The sequence below is a fragment of the Streptomyces acidicola genome (assembly GCF_009377235.1).
GTDB lineage: Bacteria > Actinomycetota > Actinomycetes > Streptomycetales > Streptomycetaceae > Streptomyces > Streptomyces acidicola.
Genome location: NZ_VMNX01000213.1, coordinates 1 through 16,698, shown reverse-complemented (window position 1 = coordinate 16,698; position 16,698 = coordinate 1). Strand labels below are relative to the sequence as shown.

Sequence of the window (16,698 nt, the reverse complement as noted above, 5' to 3'; positions counted from 1 at the left end):
GGGCTGGGCTTGGGCCCCGGCTCCGGGAACGGCTCTGGATGGTCGGGCCCCGGTCCGGGAGTCGGCCCAGGCCCCGCCGGGTCGGGGTACGGGTGCGTCATGGCGTCCTCCAGCCATGCGATGCGTCGGCTCTGGACTTACCTCACGGGTACCCGACTGGTGGACGGACAGTCACCGCGCCGGCCCACCGGTACGGCGGTCCGGGCAGGGCTCCCTTCACACGGCGCGGGCGCGGCCCGCTCGGTTCAGATCCCTTCGCACGGCGCGCGCGGCCCGCTCGGTTCAGACGGTGACGGCCTGAGGGCTGCGCTCCTGGTCCGAGCCCGGAACCGGTTCGGACGGGTCCGCACCCAGGGCCACGATGCGATTGTCGCGGTCCACGTGCACCACCCGGGGCTTCAGGGTCCGCGCCTCGGCGTCGGAGACCTGCGCATAGCTGATGATGATCACCAGGTCTCCGGGGTGGACGAGGTGGGCCGCGGCCCCGTTGATACCGACGACTCCCGAGCCGCGCTCACCCTCGATGACATACGTCTCCAGGCGGGCGCCATTGGTGATGTCGACGATGTGCACGAGTTCGCCCGGGAGGAGATCGGCGGCGTCCAGGAGATCGGCGTCGATCGTCACGGATCCCACGTAGTGCAGGTCGGCCTGTGTGACGGTGGCTCGGTGGATCTTGGACTTGAACATGGTACGCAACATCGGTGCACTCCCACAGGTAGGCTCCCTGCCTGCGTTTTTGCAGGTCAAGGGCTGTTTCCACACCATACAGCGAGTCGCATGTCCGGGCAGCCTCCCCTAGGTTCTTCAGGACTCATGCTGACCAACTACTGACTCCCTGACGGCACGTCAGGCATAGGGAAGGGTGCTCGAGGTCGTCCTCGCCCCCCGGGCTGCCCCTCACGAACGCCCGCGATCAGCGTACGCAACGACCCCCGAAGGCTCTCGCGATGATCGCCACAGCACGCCTCGACTACCCGACCGTCAGGTCGGACAAGATCCGTTGCCTGATCCGGCGGCGCGCAAGACAGCCGCGCATCGCCGGTTGGCCAAACCGGCGATCCCAAGCCGACCTTGAAACCGCAGAACACTCCGCAGCCACGGCGGAGCTCTCGTCTCGGCGCTCTCGCTCATGACAGGGTCGGCGCTACTACATGACGCCGACCGACCTGAGGAGAGAGGGAACGCCCCGGTCAGAGCGCGGGCCGTCCACCGAAACCGGCATTTCGCCTCAACCGGATTAAAGTAACGAGTTATGGGATTCTTTCGCTCTTCAGCGGACCGAGGAGCCGGCGGTCCCAGCCGCAGCGTCTTCACCGTCGCGCGGTGCCTGCCCTTCGTGGTCCTGGCGGCTGTGGTCACGATCGAGTTCTCACCGGCGCACGTGGTCTACACCGGCGCTCTGCTGTCCCCGACGCCGGCGCTGGCCGCGGTGACCATGGGGCCGCGCGGCACGGCCACCGTGGCCGCGCTCGCCTTCCTGGTGAGCTCGGCCACCGCGACCAAGAACCAAGCCTGGGGCACCCAGCAGGTCTACACCAATCTGGCGGCGCTGCTGGTGGTGACGACGGCGAGCATGGTGAGCAGTGCCGTGCGGGTCCGCAGGACACGTGAGCTGACGCAGGTGCGGCGGATCGCCGAGGTGTCCCAGAACGTGGTACTGCGGCCGCTGCCCACCCGGATGGGCATGGTGAGGGCCGCCAGCTTCTACCTGGCGGCGGAGCGGGGAGCACAGATCGGCGGCGACCTTTACGAGGCCACGACCACCCGGTTCGGGGTGCGCCTGATCGTCGGGGACGTCCGGGGCAAGGGGCTGGCGGCCGTGCGGTCGGCCGCCGCGGTGCTGGGCGCCTTCCGCGAGGCCGTGCACTACGAGCACGACCTGGCGGAGGTCATGCACCGCTGCGCGGCCGCACTGCAGCGGGAGTCCGCACTGGTGGACCGGGCCGACACGCGGAACCGGGAGGAGCCGGACGAGCAGTTCGTCACCGTGCTGCTGGCGCAGGTGCCGGACGACACGACGATCCAGCTGATCAACCGCGGCCATCCACCGCCGCTGATCGTCCACCACGGCGCCGTACGAACCCTCTCCCCCGCCCGTCCGCTGCCCCCGCTCGGCCTGGAGGAGTTCCTCACCGGCCCGCCCATCTCCACGGAGACCTTTCCGTTCGCCACGGGCGAGCGGCTGCTGCTGCACACCGACGGCGTGCTGGAGGCGCGCAATCGCTCCCATGAGTTCTTCCCGCTGCTGGAGACCCTGGAGACGCTGGACGGTGCCACCCCGGCGGAGTATCTGGACCGGCTGCGCCTGGCGCTGATCCGGCACACCGACGGACATCTGTCGGACGACGCGGCGATGATCCTGATCGAGCGGGCCGCCGCGGCCCCCGACCTCATGCGGCCCGGGTCACCTTAAGGACGCCTGCAGGCGACGTGCACACCTTCCGCATGTAATTTCCCGTCGACATCGCGCGCTTGGACCGCAGGCTGCGCGTCCTGTCGGTACGCCCGACGCCCCGGGCCGCTGGTCCTCCCGCGCCCACGTGCCCGGCACATCCCGGAGGCGAGGGCCGGGGCGACGTCGGACTGAGGGCTGCGGCCAGGGGCGCAGATCGCGGTCGACGAGGTCACGACCCCTCCGAACCCCTCGTGAACGCGGTGGAGTGGTCGGCGGCCCACTGGCGAAACGTTCGCGGCGCCGTCCCGAGGATGTCGGCCACCGCGGTGGTGATGTACGCGGGCTGTCCGACCGCCGCGCTCCACGCGGCGAGCAGCATGTCGACGACCGAGCTGGGCGCCGTACCCTCCGACAGGCTTCGGAACTCGTCCGGCGTCATCTCCTCGAATGCGATCCGGCGCCCCAGGGCGTCACCGATGACGTCCACCTGCGCTGCTTGGGTCAGCGACTTGGGGCCCGTAAGGACGTAGTCGCCTCCGCCGTATCCGTCCTGATAGAGCGTCCGCGCCGCGACGGCTGCGACGTCGCGGTCGTCGACCGGTGCCGTCTCGGCAGCGCCGTAGGGCCACCGGACGACCTCGCCGGCGCGGATCGCGGGTGCCCACCAGGCCAGCGAGTTCGAGGCGAGCATCCCCGGCCGGATGATCGTCGACTCGAGTCCGGTGGCCGCGATGAGCCGCTCGATGTCGGCGTGCAGCGCCGCCATCGGATTGGGCTGCTGGAAGAAGGGGTGCGGCGTCTGGTGCGGGGAGGAGAGGAAGACGACCCGTCGCACGTGGGCTGCCAGCCGCTCGACGACTGCCGCGGCGGTCTGAGGCGGGGCGGTCCAGACGAGGAAGACCGCACCGGCGCCACTCAATGCCTGGTCCAGCGACTCGGGCACGGTGAGGTCGCCGGTGAAGACCTCGACATTCGCCGACAGCGTCGCCGCCGCCTCGGAGCGATGGGTGAGGGCGCGGACCGCCACGCCCGCGTCGAGGAGTTGATCGACGACGGCGTGGCCGACCCGGCCCGTCGCCCCAGTTACCAGCACGGGAGGAATGTCTGTCTGATTCATGCCGCCCATGGAAACGTTACTCGGTTAAAAAAGCAACTCGGTCATGAATGTTACAGTGGTCAGATGAGCGAGCCGACGGGACTGCGGGCCCGCAAGAAGGAACGGACGCGCGACGCCATCGGCGACGCGGCCGTCTCGCTGTTCCTGGAGCGCGGCTTCGACCGCGTCTCGGTCAACGACATCGCCGCGGCGGCCGAGATCTCCAAGCCGACCCTCTTCCGGTACTTCCCCACCAAGGAAGACCTGGTGCTGCACCGGTTTGCGGACCACCAGGGCGAGGCGGCACGCGTCGTACGTGACCGCAGGTCCGGCATCGAGCCGGTGACGGCGCTGCACCGGCACTTCCGGGCCGGCCTCGATCGGTACGACCCCGTCACCGGCCTCAACGATCATCCCGAGGTGGTGGCGTTCCATCGGCTGGTGTTCACCACACCGAGCCTGGCGGGACGGCTCACGCGGTACCAGCTCGAGGACGAGGAGGCACTGGCGGACGCCCTCGGCGAAGGCATCCAGGCACGACTGCGAGCCGCCCAGGTACTCGCGGTCCAACGGGTGCTCGCCCGGACCAACTGGCAGAAGATCGCCGACGGTCGAACCGCCGACGCCGTCCACCCCGAGGCCGTAGCCGATGCCGACCAGGCATTCAACCAGCTGCGGTGACAGGCGGTGCTCCCGGTCGAAGAAGGCTCCGCGGCCTGGTGCATGCGTTGCCACGGGCCCGGTCGGGCCGCTTCCGCGGATGCCGGCGGCCACCGCGCGTCGGAGACAGGTCGCCGGCATGGTCCCGATCCGGTAGTCACGGAAGGTAATGGGGGCGCGGCTGGATAGCTCGCCGTCAGGACGGTGGGCGGGCACGCCCCGAAGCAAGTAGGTGGGGCGGCCGTCCTGTGGCGGCTGGACCATGGAGCGGACCGTCGGTCGCCTGGTCCTCGGGTGAGAGGGCGCCGGGGGCGTTGCCGCAGCGGCGGAACATGCGACGGATCATCGGGCGATCTCCTGCTCGGTGGTGGCGGTGCGGGTGTGGTCGGTCGTGGTGAGCACGCGCGGCAGATGGACCTGGAGGTGTTCGACGTCGACCTCGCGGCCGCGGTCGCGGAGTTCGTGGGCCAGGAGTTCCGTGAGTCCGGCTGCCCTTTTCCGGACCAAGGAATTGATCACGGGGTGGTCGTGCTTCTTGGCGGCGTGTTACCAGGTACTCGGCGCACAGCCGCAACAGTTGACCCTGACGCAGGGGCAACCTCTCAGCATGGTGGGCATGACTACGAGAACCAGTGCGATCGAGGTCGCCGGACTACGCAAGTCGTACGGCGAGCACGAGGTGGTCGCCGGAGTCGACCTGACGGTCCCCGCAGGCACCGTCTACGCCCTGCTCGAACCCAACGGGGCCGGCAAGACCACCACAGTCCGGATCCTGTCCACATTGCTGCCCGCAGACGCCGGTGAGGCTCGCGTCGCCGGGTACGACATACGCCGCGAGGCAGACCAGGTGCGTGCGTCGATCGGGGTGACCGGGCAGTTCTCCGCTGTGGACGAGTTACTGACCGGGCGGGAAAATCTGCGGCTGATGGCCGCCCTCGGTCATCTCGACCGGCGCCATGCGGAGAGCGTGATAGAGCAACTGCTGGAGCGGTTCCACCTGGCTGATGCCGCCGACCGACGCGCGGTCACGTACTCCGGCGGGATGAAGCGGCGGCTGGACCTGGCAATGACCCTGGTGGCAGGGCCACGGCTGATCTTTCTCGACGAGCCGACCACCGGCCTCGACCCGCGCAGCCGCCGTGACCTGTGGGGGAGGCGTGTTCGTGCTGGCGGGGAGTTCCGTAGGGTCGCCCGCAGGTGCCCAGTGACACCTTGCGGAGCTCGAAGTGCTGCTGGAAGTCGTGCCACTCCTCCTCGGTGGGCTCGCGGTACTCGTCCTGCGGTCGATCAGCCCGGCGCCGGTCGAGGAAGCCGCGGTAGGTCCGCGCCAGGTCGTTCTGGAAGACCGCAAGGTATGCCTGAGTGGTGGTCAGCGTCTTGTGTCCGAGGATGCGGGCGGCGATGTGGGCGGGCAGCCCGCCGATGACGGCCTCGGTGGCGAACATCCTTCAGAAGTCGTGCGGCGTGTAGTTCAGCGGCTGGCCGGCCTGGTCGCGCAGGCCGGTGGCTTCCAGCTTCCGGTCGAGCCGGTGCTTGACCGCGGCCTCGCTCATGACCTGCGGCTGCCAGTAGGGCCGCCGCTGAAAGAGGTGGGGAAGCAGCAGGCCGGTAACGCGCTCGTGTGAGTCGTAGCGGGCAACGAGCGTGGCCGACGGTAGTGTTCGCATGTGCGTTGATCTTCCGGGCGGCGGCCAAGCGCCACCGCAGACGGTGCGGGCGGCCCCGATGCCTTCGGGACCGCCCAGCTGGCGTACCCGTCATCACAACACCGGAGATCATCAATGACTGCTCAGAAGCCCATCGCCTACGACGCGTTTGTCGAACTCGCCGCCGCTGATTCAGCTGTCGTCGGCCTTGTCCTCAAGGGTTCCTGGGCTCACGAGGGCATAACCACCGAGCACTCCGACCACGACCTGTACGTCGTTCTCGAAGCCGGCGCGACGACGACTCTCACTCGGTTCGCGGGTCATCGCACCCCAGAACTCGACCTCGTCATCCTCTCCCTCGACGAGTTCCGCGCCGCCGGAATGCCCGGCTTCGAGCGGTACGCCCTCGCCCGTGCCCGGGTCGTGCTCGACCGGCTCGACGGAGGTATCGCCCAGATCCTGGCCGGCAAGGCACAGCTCGACGCCGATGAAGCCTTCCGAGAGGCTGGCGAATGGCTCGATGCCTACGCCAACTCCCTCTACCGCTCGGTCAAGAACGACCGCGACGGACATGCGCTCGCGGCCCGACTCGACGCCGCCGACAGCATCCGGTTTCTGCTGGAGTTGCTCTTCGCTCTCGACCGTCGTCCCCGCCCCTACAACAAGTATCTGGAATGGGAGCTTGCCCGATTCCCGCTGCCCGGCTGGGACACCGGCATGCTGCTCGACGCTGCGGACCGCATCTCAGGAACCGGCGACGTGTCCACACAGCGTCGTGTCTTCGCTCAGGTCGAGGCAGTGGCCCGGCGGGCCGGGCACGGCGCAGTGCTGGACGCATGGGGTGAGGACTTGGACCTGATGCGACCGCAGTAGCAGCGCGCCGTTGGAGTTCCCGCAGGCGCGCTGCCGGACGCCCCGCTGTCCGGGCACTGGTTCTCCGCCCAGTTCCAGGAACTCCTGAAGAACGCGCATCCGAAGCTGTAGGTCGGCTCAGGGGCCGCTCCCGGGTTCGGCATCGTGCCCTGATGGGACCTGGCGGAACTTGGTAGGCCCCCGGTCCTGTTCGCGTAGCACCACGGTCCCGTCCTTGCCCCAATGATCAACCGTTCCGGATGGGGGCACGAAGCGACCCGGACCGCACCGCGTGCGCTGGTCGAGAAAGGGGTGCTGCCCGGAGTTTCCGCCAAGGTCCGTGACAGCAGGTTTCGAATCCTCTGTGGGCGATCCGGTGTCGGATACCGCGGGAACGGCAGCCCGGGCACCGTCCGGATGTGCGAGCTCAAGCCTGCCGGCAAGCCACGCGAGGACGTCCGCTACGGCTTCGCGCCCGACCCGTCAACCAGTACCGGAACGGGCCGGGCGTCGGAGAGACGGGTGCGCAGCCGGGCGGCGTCCTGGCCGGGAGGCAGACCGTAGGCGCGGCGGTATTCGCGGTTGAACTGGGTGGCACTGACGTATCCGACGGCCTGGGCCACCTGGGCCGCCGTGCTGTCCCCCGCGAACAGCCGGCGGCGCGCTTCCTGGAGCCGCAGATGTTTCTGGAACTTCAGCGGGCTCATGCCCGTGGCCGCCTTGAAGTGCCGGTGCAGCGTGGCCGGGCTCATGCGGGCCACCTCGGCGATCTCGTCGATGCCGAGCGGTTCGGTGTAGTGGTCGCAGATCCAGCGGGCCGCCGTCCGGATCCGGGAGGCTGCGGAGTCGGCCAGGGACCAGTGCCGCAGGACGGGACCCAGCGGGCTGCGCAGCAGCCGGTAGAGGATCTCGCCCTCGATGCGCCCGGCGAGGGGTCCTATGTCCTCCGGCGTGTCGAGGAGGAGGATCCACCGGGTGACCGCATCGACGAGTTCCGGCGCCATCGGTGCGGTAACGGCAGCCGCGACGGCCGGTGGTGACGGCGGGCCTGCTTCCTCCAACTCCATCTGCACGGCGGCGAGTGCCTGGCTGTCGAGCCGCATCACCGCGGCGCGGTAGGGAACCTTCTCGAAGGCCGCGGTCACCGGCACATCGAGGGTGATCATCGCCATCTCGCCGCAGGACGTGATCCAGCTGCGCTCGCCCGCCGCGGTGCGCTTGGCGCCGTCGGCGATGAAGCAGATCATCGGCTCGTACATGACCTCCATCGGTTCGAGGAGTTCGTCGAGCGCGACCAGTGACAGCCTGGGTACGGCGGTCTCCGACCACATCCCCTGGCAGTGGCGCTCAATGGCACGGGCGAGACGGTTCAGCATGAGGCGCGCCCTTCGCTTGAGAGGATCAGGCAATCCTATGCGATCGGTGCCCCATGACGGCCCGGCGCCGCGTTCCTAGCGTGGAAGGCATGACACAGCACGACATCAAACTCCCCCACCGCAGGCTCGGCACCCAGGGTCTGGAGGTCGGCGCCATCGGCCTGGGCACGATGGGCATGACGATGGCCTATGGCGCCTCGGACGAACAGTCCGGCATCACCACCATCCACCGCGCCCACGAACTCGGCGTCACCTTCTTCGACACCGCCGAGCTGTACGGCATGGGCACCGGCAGCAACGAGCAGCTCCTCGGCCGGGCGGTGAAGGACTTCCGCGACGACATCGTCCTCGCCACCAAGTTCGGTTTCGACCTGAGCGACCCGAAGAAGATCGGCGCCTCCCTGGACAGCCGTCCGGAACACATCCGGGAGGTGACCGAGAACAGCCTGCGCCACCTCGGCACCGACCACATCGACGTGCTCTACCAGCACCGCGTCGACCCCGACGTGCCCATCGAGGACGTGGCCGGAACGGTCGGTGAGCTGATCGCCGAAGGCAAGGTGCGCTACTTCGGGCTGAGCGAGGCCGGCCCCGAGGTCATCCGGCGCGCCCACGCCGTGCACCCGGTGTCCGTGCTGCAGACGGAGTACTCCGTGTTCGAGCGCGCCGTGGAGGCCGAGGTGCTGCCGGTCGTACGCGAGCTGGGCATCGGCTTCGTGCCCTACTCGCCGCTGGGCCGCGGCTTCCTCACCGGTGCGGTGAAGCCGGCGGCCGAGTATCCCGCGGACGACATGCGCAGCTTCGACGACCGCTGGCAGCCCGGCAACTACGAGAAGAACCTGGCCGCCGTCCGCGAGTTGACGGCTCTCGCGGAGGCCAAGGGCATCGCGGTCACCCAGCTCGCCCTGGCCTGGCTGCTGGCCCAGGGCGACGACATCGTGCCCATCCCCGGCACCCGCAGCCCTCGCCGTCTGGAGGAGAACGCGGCCGCCGCGCACATCACCCTCTCCGCCGAGGACCTCACCCGCATCCAGGAGATCCTCCCGGACGGCGCGGCGGGCGCTCGCTACCCCGAATACGCGATGCCGACCTGGTAGGCACCAGTCTTACTGACACGTCAGCAACAACCTTGTAAGGTTGCTGACGTGTCAGACAGAACGACGGCCCAGCAGCGACGCGTATGGCAGAACTTCCTCGCGCTCAACGAGTCCGTGCGCCGCGAGCTGGCGCGTGACCTCTGGGACACTTCACAGCTCTCCGAGGCGGATTTCAGCGTGCTCGCCCGGCTCGCGGCCGCGCCAGGTGCCTCAATGCGATCCACCGAGTGCGCACGCGCGCTCGACTGGGACAGCAGCCGTATGTCGCACCACTTGCGCCGCATGGAAGAGCGCAATCTGGTACGGCGTGGCCGGGGCGCAGGCGCGGACGGCCGCGCGGCGCTGGTCACTCTGACCGATGTGGGGCTCGCGGCCTACCGGCGGGCGCTCGGTCCGCATTGGCGCTCGGCCAAGAGTTGGTTCCTCGACGGCATCGAACCCGAGCGACTCGACCAGTTCGACGCGATCCTCCAAGGGCTTCTGGACCACTTCCAGCGCACCCAGGACCACGCTTCGCAGGAGACGTCATGATCTCCGAACCCGAGGCCCCGGGCCGGGTGCGACCCGGCACTGACCTGAGCGGATCGACCGTGCTCGTCGTGGGCGGTACGGGCGGTGTCGGCGAAGGCGTCACACACGCCCTGCTCCACGCCGGCGCCACCGTGGTCGGCACGGCACGTACGCAGTCGAAGCTCGACGACCCCGCCGCCCGGCCGGCGCACTCGAACCTGCGGATCCGCCGGCTGGACCTGCTCGCCCCCGAACTGGTCACGGGAAACAGCCCCCTCGCCGACTCGGTACTGCACTACTGCGTCGAACGCGACAAGGGCCCCGGCCCGACGGCACCCGACTTCCTGTGAGAAAGCCCCCCATGCTCGACATCATCCGGCCTGGTGATCCGCGCTATCCCGGCGTCCGGCACGTCTACACCGCGACCGGTTCTCCGGCCGCGGTGATCCGGCCGCGCTCGGCCGTCGAAGTCGCCCGGGCCCTGCGGCTGGCCCGGGAGACCGGTGGCCCGCTGTCGGTCCGTAGCGGCGGACACGGCATCAGCAGCATCTCCACCAACGACGGCGGAACGGTCATCGACCTGGCGACTCTCAACTCGATCGAGCGGCTCGATCCGGACGGCAACCTGGTCCGCATCGGACCGGGCAGCCGCTGGGGCGACGTGGCCGCGGCGCTGCATCCCTGGGGACTGTCCATCAGCTCGGGCGATTCGGGGGACGTGGGAGTCGGCGGCCTGGCGACGACCGCCGGTATCGGTCTGATGGGCCGCGCTCACGGCCTGACGATCGACCATCTCGTCGCGGCCGAGATCGTCACCGCCGACGGCGCGATCCACACCGTGGACGAGGAACGCGACCCCGACCTGTTCTGGGCCGTGCGCGGCGCCGGCGCCAACGTCGGCATCGTCACCTCCATGGACTTCTCTGCCGCGCCGGTACCGGTTGTCGCGCACGCCGCCATCCAGTTTCGTGTCGACCGGATCGCGCCGTTCCTGCGCGCATGGGGCAAGACCGTCGAGTCCGCTCCCCGCGAGATCAGTGCGTTCCTGTACCTGTCGGGCGGAGGGTTCGCCCTGGCCACCGTGGTCTTCACGGGCGACGACACGGACGCGGCCGAGCGGGCGCTCGTCCCCTTCCTGCGGGTCGGACCCGTCCTCGGCCGGCGGGCCGCGTTGGTGCCCTACGCGGCCGTGGTGACGCGGACCGGTATGCCGCACATGGGCCAACAGGGCGCCCACCTCCACAACGGCTTTGCCGTCCACCTCGACGGCATGCTCGGTGACCGGCTCGAAGCGCTGGTCGCGACGGGCTCCGGAGCGATGCTGCAGATACGTTCCGTCGGCGGGGCGATCAACGACGTCGATGCCGGGGCCACCGCCTTCGCTCACCGGCACCAGAACTTCTCCGTCACCGCTGTCGCCGGCGGCCCCTCGGTCGAGTTCGACACCGCGTGGGAAGCCGTGCGTCCCTCGCTGGACGGCCTCTACCTGAGCTTCGAAACAGCTTTCTCGCCAGAGCGGCTCACCGAGGCATTCCCGCCGGCGACGCTGAGCCGCCTGCGCGAGATCAAGCGGGAAGTGGACCCGGACAACGTCTTCGACCAGAACTTCCCTGTCGCATGAACAGCAGGCACCGTCGCATGAACAGCGGGCACCGTCTCGCGCACCCGCCGTCCCTGCAGAACGGGCCAAGGCTCAGGTGACGGTGACGGCCCCGGTGATGACGGCGAAGGCGATGTAGGCCAGGGAGACGGGGATGCCCCAGCGCAGGGCGTGTTTCTGGAAGTCGCCCAGTTCGGCCTTGACGAGTCCGAGGAGGACCCACAGGGGTGCGCTGGTGGGGCCCATCATGTGGAGGATCTGGCCGATGGCGCCGGCTCGGGCGATCTGGTTGGCGTCGATGCCGTAGTGGGCGGCGGATTCGGCGAGCACGGGGACGACGCCGAACCAGTAGCCGTCGTTGGACATGAAGAAGCCGAGCGGCAGGGCAAGGATGGCCGTGAACAGCGGGATGAGGTTGCCCATGGAGTCGGGGACGACGGCGAGGGCGGCGTCGGCCATGGCCTTGATCATGCCGGAGTCGGTCATGATGCCGGTGAACACACCTGCCGCCAGGACGAGGATCATCACGGGAACGGCGTTGGCGGCCTGGCGCTTGATGAGGTCCTGCTGGTCGCTGATGCTGCGGATGTTGACGAGCAGGGCGATCACGAACGCGACCATGAACAGCACCAGAAGGTCGGCAACCTCCAGGATGAGCAGCACCATCAGCAGCAGGGTGAGGGCGGCGTTGAACCACATGCGCCAGTCCGGCTTCACCGGTTCGAAGGCTTCGCCCGAGGCGATCTCGAGCTTGTAGGCGGCAAGCGCCTCGGGGTCGATCTTGTGACGTTCGCGCAGGCCCAGCCAGTAGGCCACGGCGATGATGGCCAGGCTGGTGAGGGCCATGGGGCCGATCATGTGGACGAAGTAGTCGGTCGCGTTCAGGTGCAGGACGCTGATGCCGCGAGTGGCGGCGCCGCCCCAGGGCGTGGTGCCGGAGATGGTGCCCAGCGACATCGCGGCGATCGCGGCGACGATGAGGGGATTCATGCCCAGGCGTCGGTAGATGGGCAGGAACGCCGAGCAGATGATCATGTAGCTGGTGGTGCCGTCACCGTCGAGGGCGACGAGCAGAGCCAGGACCGCGGTGCCGACGGTGATGCGGACCGGGTCGCCCTTGGAGGCGCGGACGATGACCTGGCAGACGGGCTCGAAGAGTTTGACCTCCATCATCAGGCCGAAGTAGAGGACGGCGAACAGCAGCAGCGCGGCGGTGGGCGCGACGGTGTCCAGACCGTTCATGATCATGTCGCCGAGCTTGGCGCCCTTGCCGGCGATGAGGGCGGCGGCGATCGGGGTGAGCATGATGGCGGTGAAGGCGGAGAGGTGCTTCCGCATCACGAGCAGCATGAAGCTGCCCAGAGTGGCGAAGCCGAGGACGGCGAGCATCGTTGCTCCTTGGGGCAGGGCTGAAGGGCCGCTGGCGGGCAGCGGTGAGGTTCTGCGCGGGTCAGCGCATGCGGGGGCGATGACAGGGCCCGGCGCGGTGGACGGTGAAGGGGTGCGCCTGGCAGGGCAGGCGCTTCCCGTACGGCTCGCACGATGCCAAGGAGACTCGTCACCGACGTCGGCCAACCGGTTTACCGGATTGCCGGTAGGTAACTAGAATCCAGCCAACACGTCAATACCGAAGTGAGGAATTCGATGGCCGAACTCGCCAAGATCACGGTCGAGCCACGGGAGCCGCTGGCCTCGGAGGTCTCCCGCCGCCTGATCGACTATCTGATGTCCGGCGAGGTACAGCCCGGCGACCGCATCCCCTCCGAGCGGCAGCTGACCGAGATGCTCGGAGTGAACCGGCCCACCGTGCGCGAGGCGATCAAGTCGCTGGGCTTCCTCGGCCTGCTGGAGATCCGCCAGTCCAGCGGGACGTACTTCCGCGGCGCCGACTCCGACGTGCTCTACCGCCTGTTCGAACTGGGCCTGGTGTTCGGCGGCCGGGTCGCACGGGACATGGTGCAGGCCCGCGCGGAGCTCGAGGTCACCGTCGCCGGACTGGCCGCACAGGCCCGCGACGAGGCGGGTATCGAACTGCTGCGCGCCCGGCTGACCGCCATGCGGGAGTGCCCGGACGAGGACTTCCCCGAGGCCGACACGGCCTTCCACGCGGCACTGGGAGAGCTGGCCGGCAACACGGTCCTGCGGGACATGCTGAAGGGCATGCGGGCAACGATCCAGCGCGGCTGGGTACAGCGCACAGGCGCTGTCCGGTCTCGCGAAGTGGCCTACGCCGACCACGTGCCCATCTTCGAAGCGGTCGCCAAGGGGGACGCGGAGGCCTCCCGCGCGGCGATGACCCGGCACATGGACGGTGCGTCCCGGCGACTGATGGAGGCCCTCGAACAGCGCCAGGCGTAGCCGGCGCGACCGGCGCAGCCGACCCCGGGCCACCGGCACGCATCGACGGCCCTCACCATCACCCCCACGAGGTGAACCGGTTGACCGGTTGATGTGATGCTTCTACAGTGGCGGCGCGGCAACGCAACGAAAGGTTGCCGCAACCCCTCCCGTGCTTGCTCCGCGTCTTTGGCGTTCTTGGCGCACTCGACGTTCTTGGCGCTCTGGCGCTCTGGCGTTCGTGGCGCTCCCACGCCGACCGGAGCCGGCCCGACGCAGGGACCCTTCCCGGTCCCCGCCTATCGGAAGAGGAAAGAAGCCCGGTGATCGAAGCCCACCCCCTGGTCGCCATGATTCATGCCGTGCCGACCGGAGCCCGCGTCGCCCAGGAGGCGTTCGCGCGAGAGTTCCCACAGGCCACAGTGTGGAACGTGCTGGACGACCGTCTCCTGGACGACGCCCGCGATGCCGGCGGTCTCACCGACGTACTGCGTCGGCGCATGCTCCGCCTGATCGGTCACGTGATGGACGGCGGTGCCCGCGGCCTGCTGCTGACCTGCTCTTCCTACGGGGATGTGGTGGACACGGCCCGCAGCCTGTGGGGCGTGCCCGTCCTGAAGTCCGACGAAGCATTGTTCAAGGCCGCCCTGGCCGGCCCGTTCGAGCGCATCGCCGTCGTCGCCTCCACCCGGCCCGCCGTTCCGGCGGCCGTGGCCCAGCTCCAAGCGCTCGTCCCGGCGGTCAGACCCGACCGGCCGGTCGACATCGTGACCGCACTGAGCGAGGCCGCGGCCGACGCGGGCACACCGGAAGCGACCGCCCGCCACCTGGCCGACGCCCTGACAACCGTCGGTGCCGCCGACGCCGACGCGGTGCTGCTGGCGCAGTACTCCCTGGCCCCGGCGCGAGACGCGCTGGCCGAACTGCTGGACGTCCCCGTGCTGGACGGTGCCGGTGCTGCCGCCCGTGAACTGCGCGGGCTGCTCCTCCCCGACGCGGGGCAGACGGTTCCCGTACCGGCGGTCGCGCCATGACCGCGCCGGTGCCCTGGCCGCTGGCCTACACCGTCTCCAGTGCCGACTGCCGCACACCCATGCCGCTCGGCTTCGACGCACCGTTCGCCGAAGCCGTCCGTCATCTGGCCGAACTCGGCTACGACGGTGTCGAAGTCCAGGTCCGTGAGACCACCGCGCGCGACGCCGACGCAATGCTCCGGACCACCGAGAGCAGCGGGATGGAGATCCTCGGGGTCGGTACCGGTCCGGTCGCCGCACAGGACCATCTGACGCTGACCGACCCCTCACCGGACGTACGGCGCCACGCATTCGACCGGCTGCGGGACGCGGCCCGCCTCGCCGGGGCTCTGGGTGTTCCGCTCACCCTCGGCCAGGCCCGCGGCACCTTCCTGCCGGGGCTGGAGGATGTGCAGCGGGCCTGGGCCGAACGCGCCGTGCGGCAGCTGGCGGAGGAAGCGGCGTCCGTCGGCAGCCGCCTGTTGATCGAGCCGCAGTCACGCGGCAACACATCCCTGTGGAACACCCCCGACCAGGCCCTCGCCGTCATGACCGCGCTCGGCGTACCGGCCGGACTGGTGCTGGACACCCACCACCTGGAAGCCGAAGGCGTCGATTCCGTTCAGGCCGTCACGGACCACACCCTGCTGACCGGCTGTCTCCAGCTCGCGGCGCCCGGCACCCGGGGCCCGCTGGCCGTCGGCGACCACCGGCTGCCCGCTCTGCTTCAGGCCCTGCGCAGGGGCGGCTTCACCGGGTGGCTGACGCTGGAACACACGCAGGACGGCGACAGTTTCAGGGCCGCCGCCCGGTCCTGGACCGCCCTGGCCGATGCCGCCGCCACCCTGGCACAGCGCACGCCTGCCCCCTGACCCCCCACACGCGGACCACCCCACACTCGACCGACTGTTCTCCAGAACCGATTGTTCTCCAGAGAGGAACCCGCACCATGAGCACCACCACGTACCGCCTCGGCGTCCTGGAGGGCGACGGCATCGGCCCCGAGATCGTCCCTTCCTCCGTCGAGATCGCCACCGCCGCCGCCCGGGCCGCCGGTGTCTCCGTCGACTGGGTGTCCCTGCCGCTGGGGGCCACCGCGATCGAGTCGCACGGCACCCCGGTTCCCGAGGAGACCAAGGAGGCCCTGGCCGGCCTGGACGGCTGGTACCTCGGCCCGCACGACTCCGTCAGCTACCCCGAGCCGCACAAGTCCGCCCTCAACCCCTCGGGCACCCTGCGCAAGCACTTCAAGCTGTTCGCCAACATCCGCCCCGCCAAGAGCTTCCCCGGCGCGAAGGCCGTCTGCGACAGCGCCGACCTGGTCATCGTGCGCGAGAACACCGAGGGTTTCTACGCCGACCGCAACACCTTCGCCGGTACGGGCGAGTTCATGCCCACGCCCAATACGGCGATCATGATGGGCATCATCACCCGCGAGGCCACCGAACGCGTGGCCCGCGTCGCCTTCGACCTGGCTCGCTCGCGCCGCAAGAAGCTCACCATCGTCCACAAGGCCAACGTCCTCAAGCTCACCACCGGCCTGTTCCGCACCGTGTGCCAGGAAGTCGCCCAGGACTACCCGGACGTCACGGTGGACGACTTCCACATCGACGCCATGACCGTGCACCTGGTGCGCCGCGCCCAGGACTTCGACGTCATCGTCACCGAGAACATGTTCGGCGACATCCTCTCCGACCTCGCGGGCGAGATCTCCGGCTCGCTGGGCACCGCACCCTCCATCAACGCCTCCGCCACGACCGCGATGGCCCAGGCGTCCCACGGTTCCGCCCCCGACATCGCCGGGCAGAACATCGCCAACCCGGTCGCCATGATCCTCTCCGGCGCGATGCTGTTCGAGTGGCTCGGGGCCAAGCACGGCGACGAGGCGCCGGCCGCGACCGCGAAGATCATCGAGACGGGTGTGGCCGACGCCATCGCCGGCGGCACCTCCACCCGCGACCTCGGAGGCAGCGCCTCCACCACCGAGTTCACCGCCGCCGTCATCGAGGCCATCACCGCCGCCGGCCAGAACTGACCCACCGGCTCCGGGGCGGGCCCTCCCCCGCGGCACTCCGAGCTTCGCCCAAGTACGGCACCCCCGTGAGCCGGGGGA

General features: G+C 69.5%; 17 protein-coding genes and 1 pseudogene. 13 read left to right on the top strand and 5 right to left on the bottom strand.

Annotation, left to right across the window (positions count from 1 at the left end):
• Window positions 1-282 precede the first annotated feature (282 nt).
• The gene (gene panD / locus FPZ41_RS36270) at window positions 283-702 is read right to left on the bottom strand and encodes an aspartate 1-decarboxylase (RefSeq protein WP_152867815.1); all 420 of its coding nucleotides are present in this window, start codon (window positions 700-702) and stop codon (window positions 283-285) included.
• Between the two features lie 553 nt (window positions 703-1,255).
• Here panD and FPZ41_RS36265 point away from each other — a divergent pair.
• Entirely contained in the window at window positions 1,256-2,416 is a 1,161-nt protein-coding gene (locus FPZ41_RS36265; protein WP_152867814.1) for a PP2C family protein-serine/threonine phosphatase, read from the top strand.
• 211 nt (window positions 2,417-2,627) lie between these two features.
• On the opposite strand, the gene FPZ41_RS36260 is transcribed toward FPZ41_RS36265, so the two are convergent.
• Window positions 2,628-3,515 carry an NAD(P)H-binding protein gene (locus FPZ41_RS36260; protein WP_152867813.1) on the bottom strand — a complete coding sequence of 296 codons (888 nt, stop codon included), beginning with the start codon at window positions 3,513-3,515 and terminating at the stop codon, window positions 2,628-2,630.
• Between the two features lie 63 nt (window positions 3,516-3,578).
• Here FPZ41_RS36260 and FPZ41_RS36255 point away from each other — a divergent pair, with 63 nt between their 5' ends.
• Window positions 3,579-4,175, top strand: a complete 597-nt coding sequence (locus tag FPZ41_RS36255; protein ID WP_152867812.1) for a TetR/AcrR family transcriptional regulator — start codon at window positions 3,579-3,581, stop codon at window positions 4,173-4,175.
• Window positions 4,176-4,496: 321 nt separating this feature from the next.
• Here the strand turns inward: FPZ41_RS36255 and FPZ41_RS47495 are convergent, their stop codons facing one another.
• Window positions 4,497-4,673, bottom strand: coding sequence for a hypothetical protein (locus FPZ41_RS47495; RefSeq protein WP_194236340.1), 177 nt, complete (start codon window positions 4,671-4,673; stop codon window positions 4,497-4,499).
• A gap of 97 nt (window positions 4,674-4,770) precedes the next feature.
• Between FPZ41_RS47495 and FPZ41_RS36250 the strand changes: the two are divergent.
• The 3 genes and pseudogenes from FPZ41_RS36250 to FPZ41_RS36240 form a co-directional block, all read left to right on the top strand.
• Window positions 4,771-5,304, top strand: a pseudogene (locus FPZ41_RS36250) (ABC transporter ATP-binding protein); the annotation flags it as partial.
• A 76-nt stretch (window positions 5,305-5,380) separates the two neighbouring features.
• Window positions 5,381-5,779, top strand: coding sequence for a hypothetical protein (locus tag FPZ41_RS48960; protein ID WP_228023199.1), 399 nt, complete (start codon window positions 5,381-5,383; stop codon window positions 5,777-5,779).
• A 156-nt stretch (window positions 5,780-5,935) separates the two neighbouring features.
• A complete protein-coding gene (locus FPZ41_RS36240; RefSeq protein WP_152867810.1) occupies window positions 5,936-6,673 on the top strand; it encodes a hypothetical protein in 738 nt (245 codons plus the stop codon).
• 440 nt (window positions 6,674-7,113) lie between these two features.
• On the opposite strand, the gene FPZ41_RS36230 is transcribed toward FPZ41_RS36240, so the two are convergent.
• Complete coding sequence (locus FPZ41_RS36230) at window positions 7,114-8,028, bottom strand: AraC family transcriptional regulator (RefSeq protein ID WP_152867808.1); 915 nt, start codon at window positions 8,026-8,028, stop codon at window positions 7,114-7,116.
• Window positions 8,029-8,117: 89 nt separating this feature from the next.
• On the opposite strand from FPZ41_RS36230, the gene FPZ41_RS36225 reads away from it, so the two are divergent.
• Genes FPZ41_RS36225 through FPZ41_RS36210 form a run of 4 tightly spaced genes read left to right on the top strand, consistent with a single transcriptional unit; the run spans window position 8,118 to window position 11,256 of the window.
• Window positions 8,118-9,125: an aldo/keto reductase gene (locus FPZ41_RS36225; protein WP_152867807.1), complete on the top strand. Its 1,008-nt coding sequence runs from the start codon at window positions 8,118-8,120 to the stop codon at window positions 9,123-9,125.
• A 48-nt stretch (window positions 9,126-9,173) separates the two neighbouring features.
• Window positions 9,174-9,656, top strand: a complete 483-nt coding sequence (locus FPZ41_RS36220; protein ID WP_194236338.1) for a MarR family winged helix-turn-helix transcriptional regulator — start codon at window positions 9,174-9,176, stop codon at window positions 9,654-9,656.
• Window positions 9,653-9,985 (top strand): NAD-dependent epimerase/dehydratase family protein, encoded by a 333-nt coding sequence (locus tag FPZ41_RS36215; protein WP_152867805.1) that lies wholly within the window; start codon window positions 9,653-9,655, stop codon window positions 9,983-9,985. The genes FPZ41_RS36220 and FPZ41_RS36215 overlap by 4 nt, the downstream gene beginning before the upstream one ends.
• Before the next feature lie 11 nt (window positions 9,986-9,996).
• Window positions 9,997-11,256: an FAD-binding oxidoreductase gene (locus FPZ41_RS36210; RefSeq protein ID WP_152867804.1), complete on the top strand. Its 1,260-nt coding sequence runs from the start codon at window positions 9,997-9,999 to the stop codon at window positions 11,254-11,256.
• Window positions 11,257-11,328: 72 nt separating this feature from the next.
• On the opposite strand, the gene FPZ41_RS36205 is transcribed toward FPZ41_RS36210, so the two are convergent.
• Window positions 11,329-12,624, bottom strand: coding sequence for a CitMHS family transporter (locus FPZ41_RS36205; protein WP_152867803.1), 1,296 nt, complete (start codon window positions 12,622-12,624; stop codon window positions 11,329-11,331).
• Between the two features lie 255 nt (window positions 12,625-12,879).
• Between FPZ41_RS36205 and FPZ41_RS36200 the strand changes: the two genes are divergently transcribed.
• From FPZ41_RS36200 to FPZ41_RS36185, 4 genes are all read left to right on the top strand, one after another.
• Window positions 12,880-13,593, top strand: coding sequence for a FadR/GntR family transcriptional regulator (locus FPZ41_RS36200; protein ID WP_152867802.1), 714 nt, complete (start codon window positions 12,880-12,882; stop codon window positions 13,591-13,593).
• A 302-nt stretch (window positions 13,594-13,895) separates the two neighbouring features.
• Window positions 13,896-14,606, top strand: coding sequence for an aspartate/glutamate racemase family protein (locus tag FPZ41_RS36195; protein WP_322621160.1), 711 nt, complete (start codon window positions 13,896-13,898; stop codon window positions 14,604-14,606).
• Complete coding sequence (locus tag FPZ41_RS36190) at window positions 14,603-15,457, top strand: sugar phosphate isomerase/epimerase family protein (protein ID WP_228023197.1); 855 nt, start codon at window positions 14,603-14,605, stop codon at window positions 15,455-15,457. Before FPZ41_RS36195 ends, FPZ41_RS36190 begins: the two co-directional genes overlap by 4 nt.
• A gap of 77 nt (window positions 15,458-15,534) precedes the next feature.
• Window positions 15,535-16,620, top strand: a complete 1,086-nt coding sequence (locus FPZ41_RS36185) for an isocitrate/isopropylmalate dehydrogenase family protein (RefSeq protein WP_152867801.1) — start codon at window positions 15,535-15,537, stop codon at window positions 16,618-16,620.
• Window positions 16,621-16,698: the final 78 nt, after the last annotated feature.

Coding starts and splice junctions, on each gene's coding strand:
- FPZ41_RS36255 (WP_152867812.1), top strand. CDS start 3,579: ATGAGCGAGCCGACGGGACTGCGGGCCCGCAAGAAGGAACGGACGCGC.
- FPZ41_RS36260 (WP_152867813.1), bottom strand. CDS start 3,515: ATGAATCAGACAGACATTCCTCCCGTGCTGGTAACTGGGGCGACGGGC.
- FPZ41_RS36200 (WP_152867802.1), top strand. CDS start 12,880: ATGGCCGAACTCGCCAAGATCACGGTCGAGCCACGGGAGCCGCTGGCC.
- FPZ41_RS36210 (WP_152867804.1), top strand. CDS start 9,997: ATGCTCGACATCATCCGGCCTGGTGATCCGCGCTATCCCGGCGTCCGG.
- FPZ41_RS36230 (WP_152867808.1), bottom strand. CDS start 8,028: ATGCTGAACCGTCTCGCCCGTGCCATTGAGCGCCACTGCCAGGGGATG.
- panD (WP_152867815.1), bottom strand. CDS start 702: ATGTTGCGTACCATGTTCAAGTCCAAGATCCACCGAGCCACCGTCACA.
- FPZ41_RS36240 (WP_152867810.1), top strand. CDS start 5,936: ATGACTGCTCAGAAGCCCATCGCCTACGACGCGTTTGTCGAACTCGCC.
- FPZ41_RS36205 (WP_152867803.1), bottom strand. CDS start 12,624: ATGCTCGCCGTCCTCGGCTTCGCCACTCTGGGCAGCTTCATGCTGCTC.
- FPZ41_RS36190 (WP_228023197.1), top strand. CDS start 14,603: ATGACCGCGCCGGTGCCCTGGCCGCTGGCCTACACCGTCTCCAGTGCC.
- FPZ41_RS36215 (WP_152867805.1), top strand. CDS start 9,653: ATGATCTCCGAACCCGAGGCCCCGGGCCGGGTGCGACCCGGCACTGAC.
- FPZ41_RS36265 (WP_152867814.1), top strand. CDS start 1,256: ATGGGATTCTTTCGCTCTTCAGCGGACCGAGGAGCCGGCGGTCCCAGC.
- FPZ41_RS36225 (WP_152867807.1), top strand. CDS start 8,118: ATGACACAGCACGACATCAAACTCCCCCACCGCAGGCTCGGCACCCAG.
- FPZ41_RS36185 (WP_152867801.1), top strand. CDS start 15,535: ATGAGCACCACCACGTACCGCCTCGGCGTCCTGGAGGGCGACGGCATC.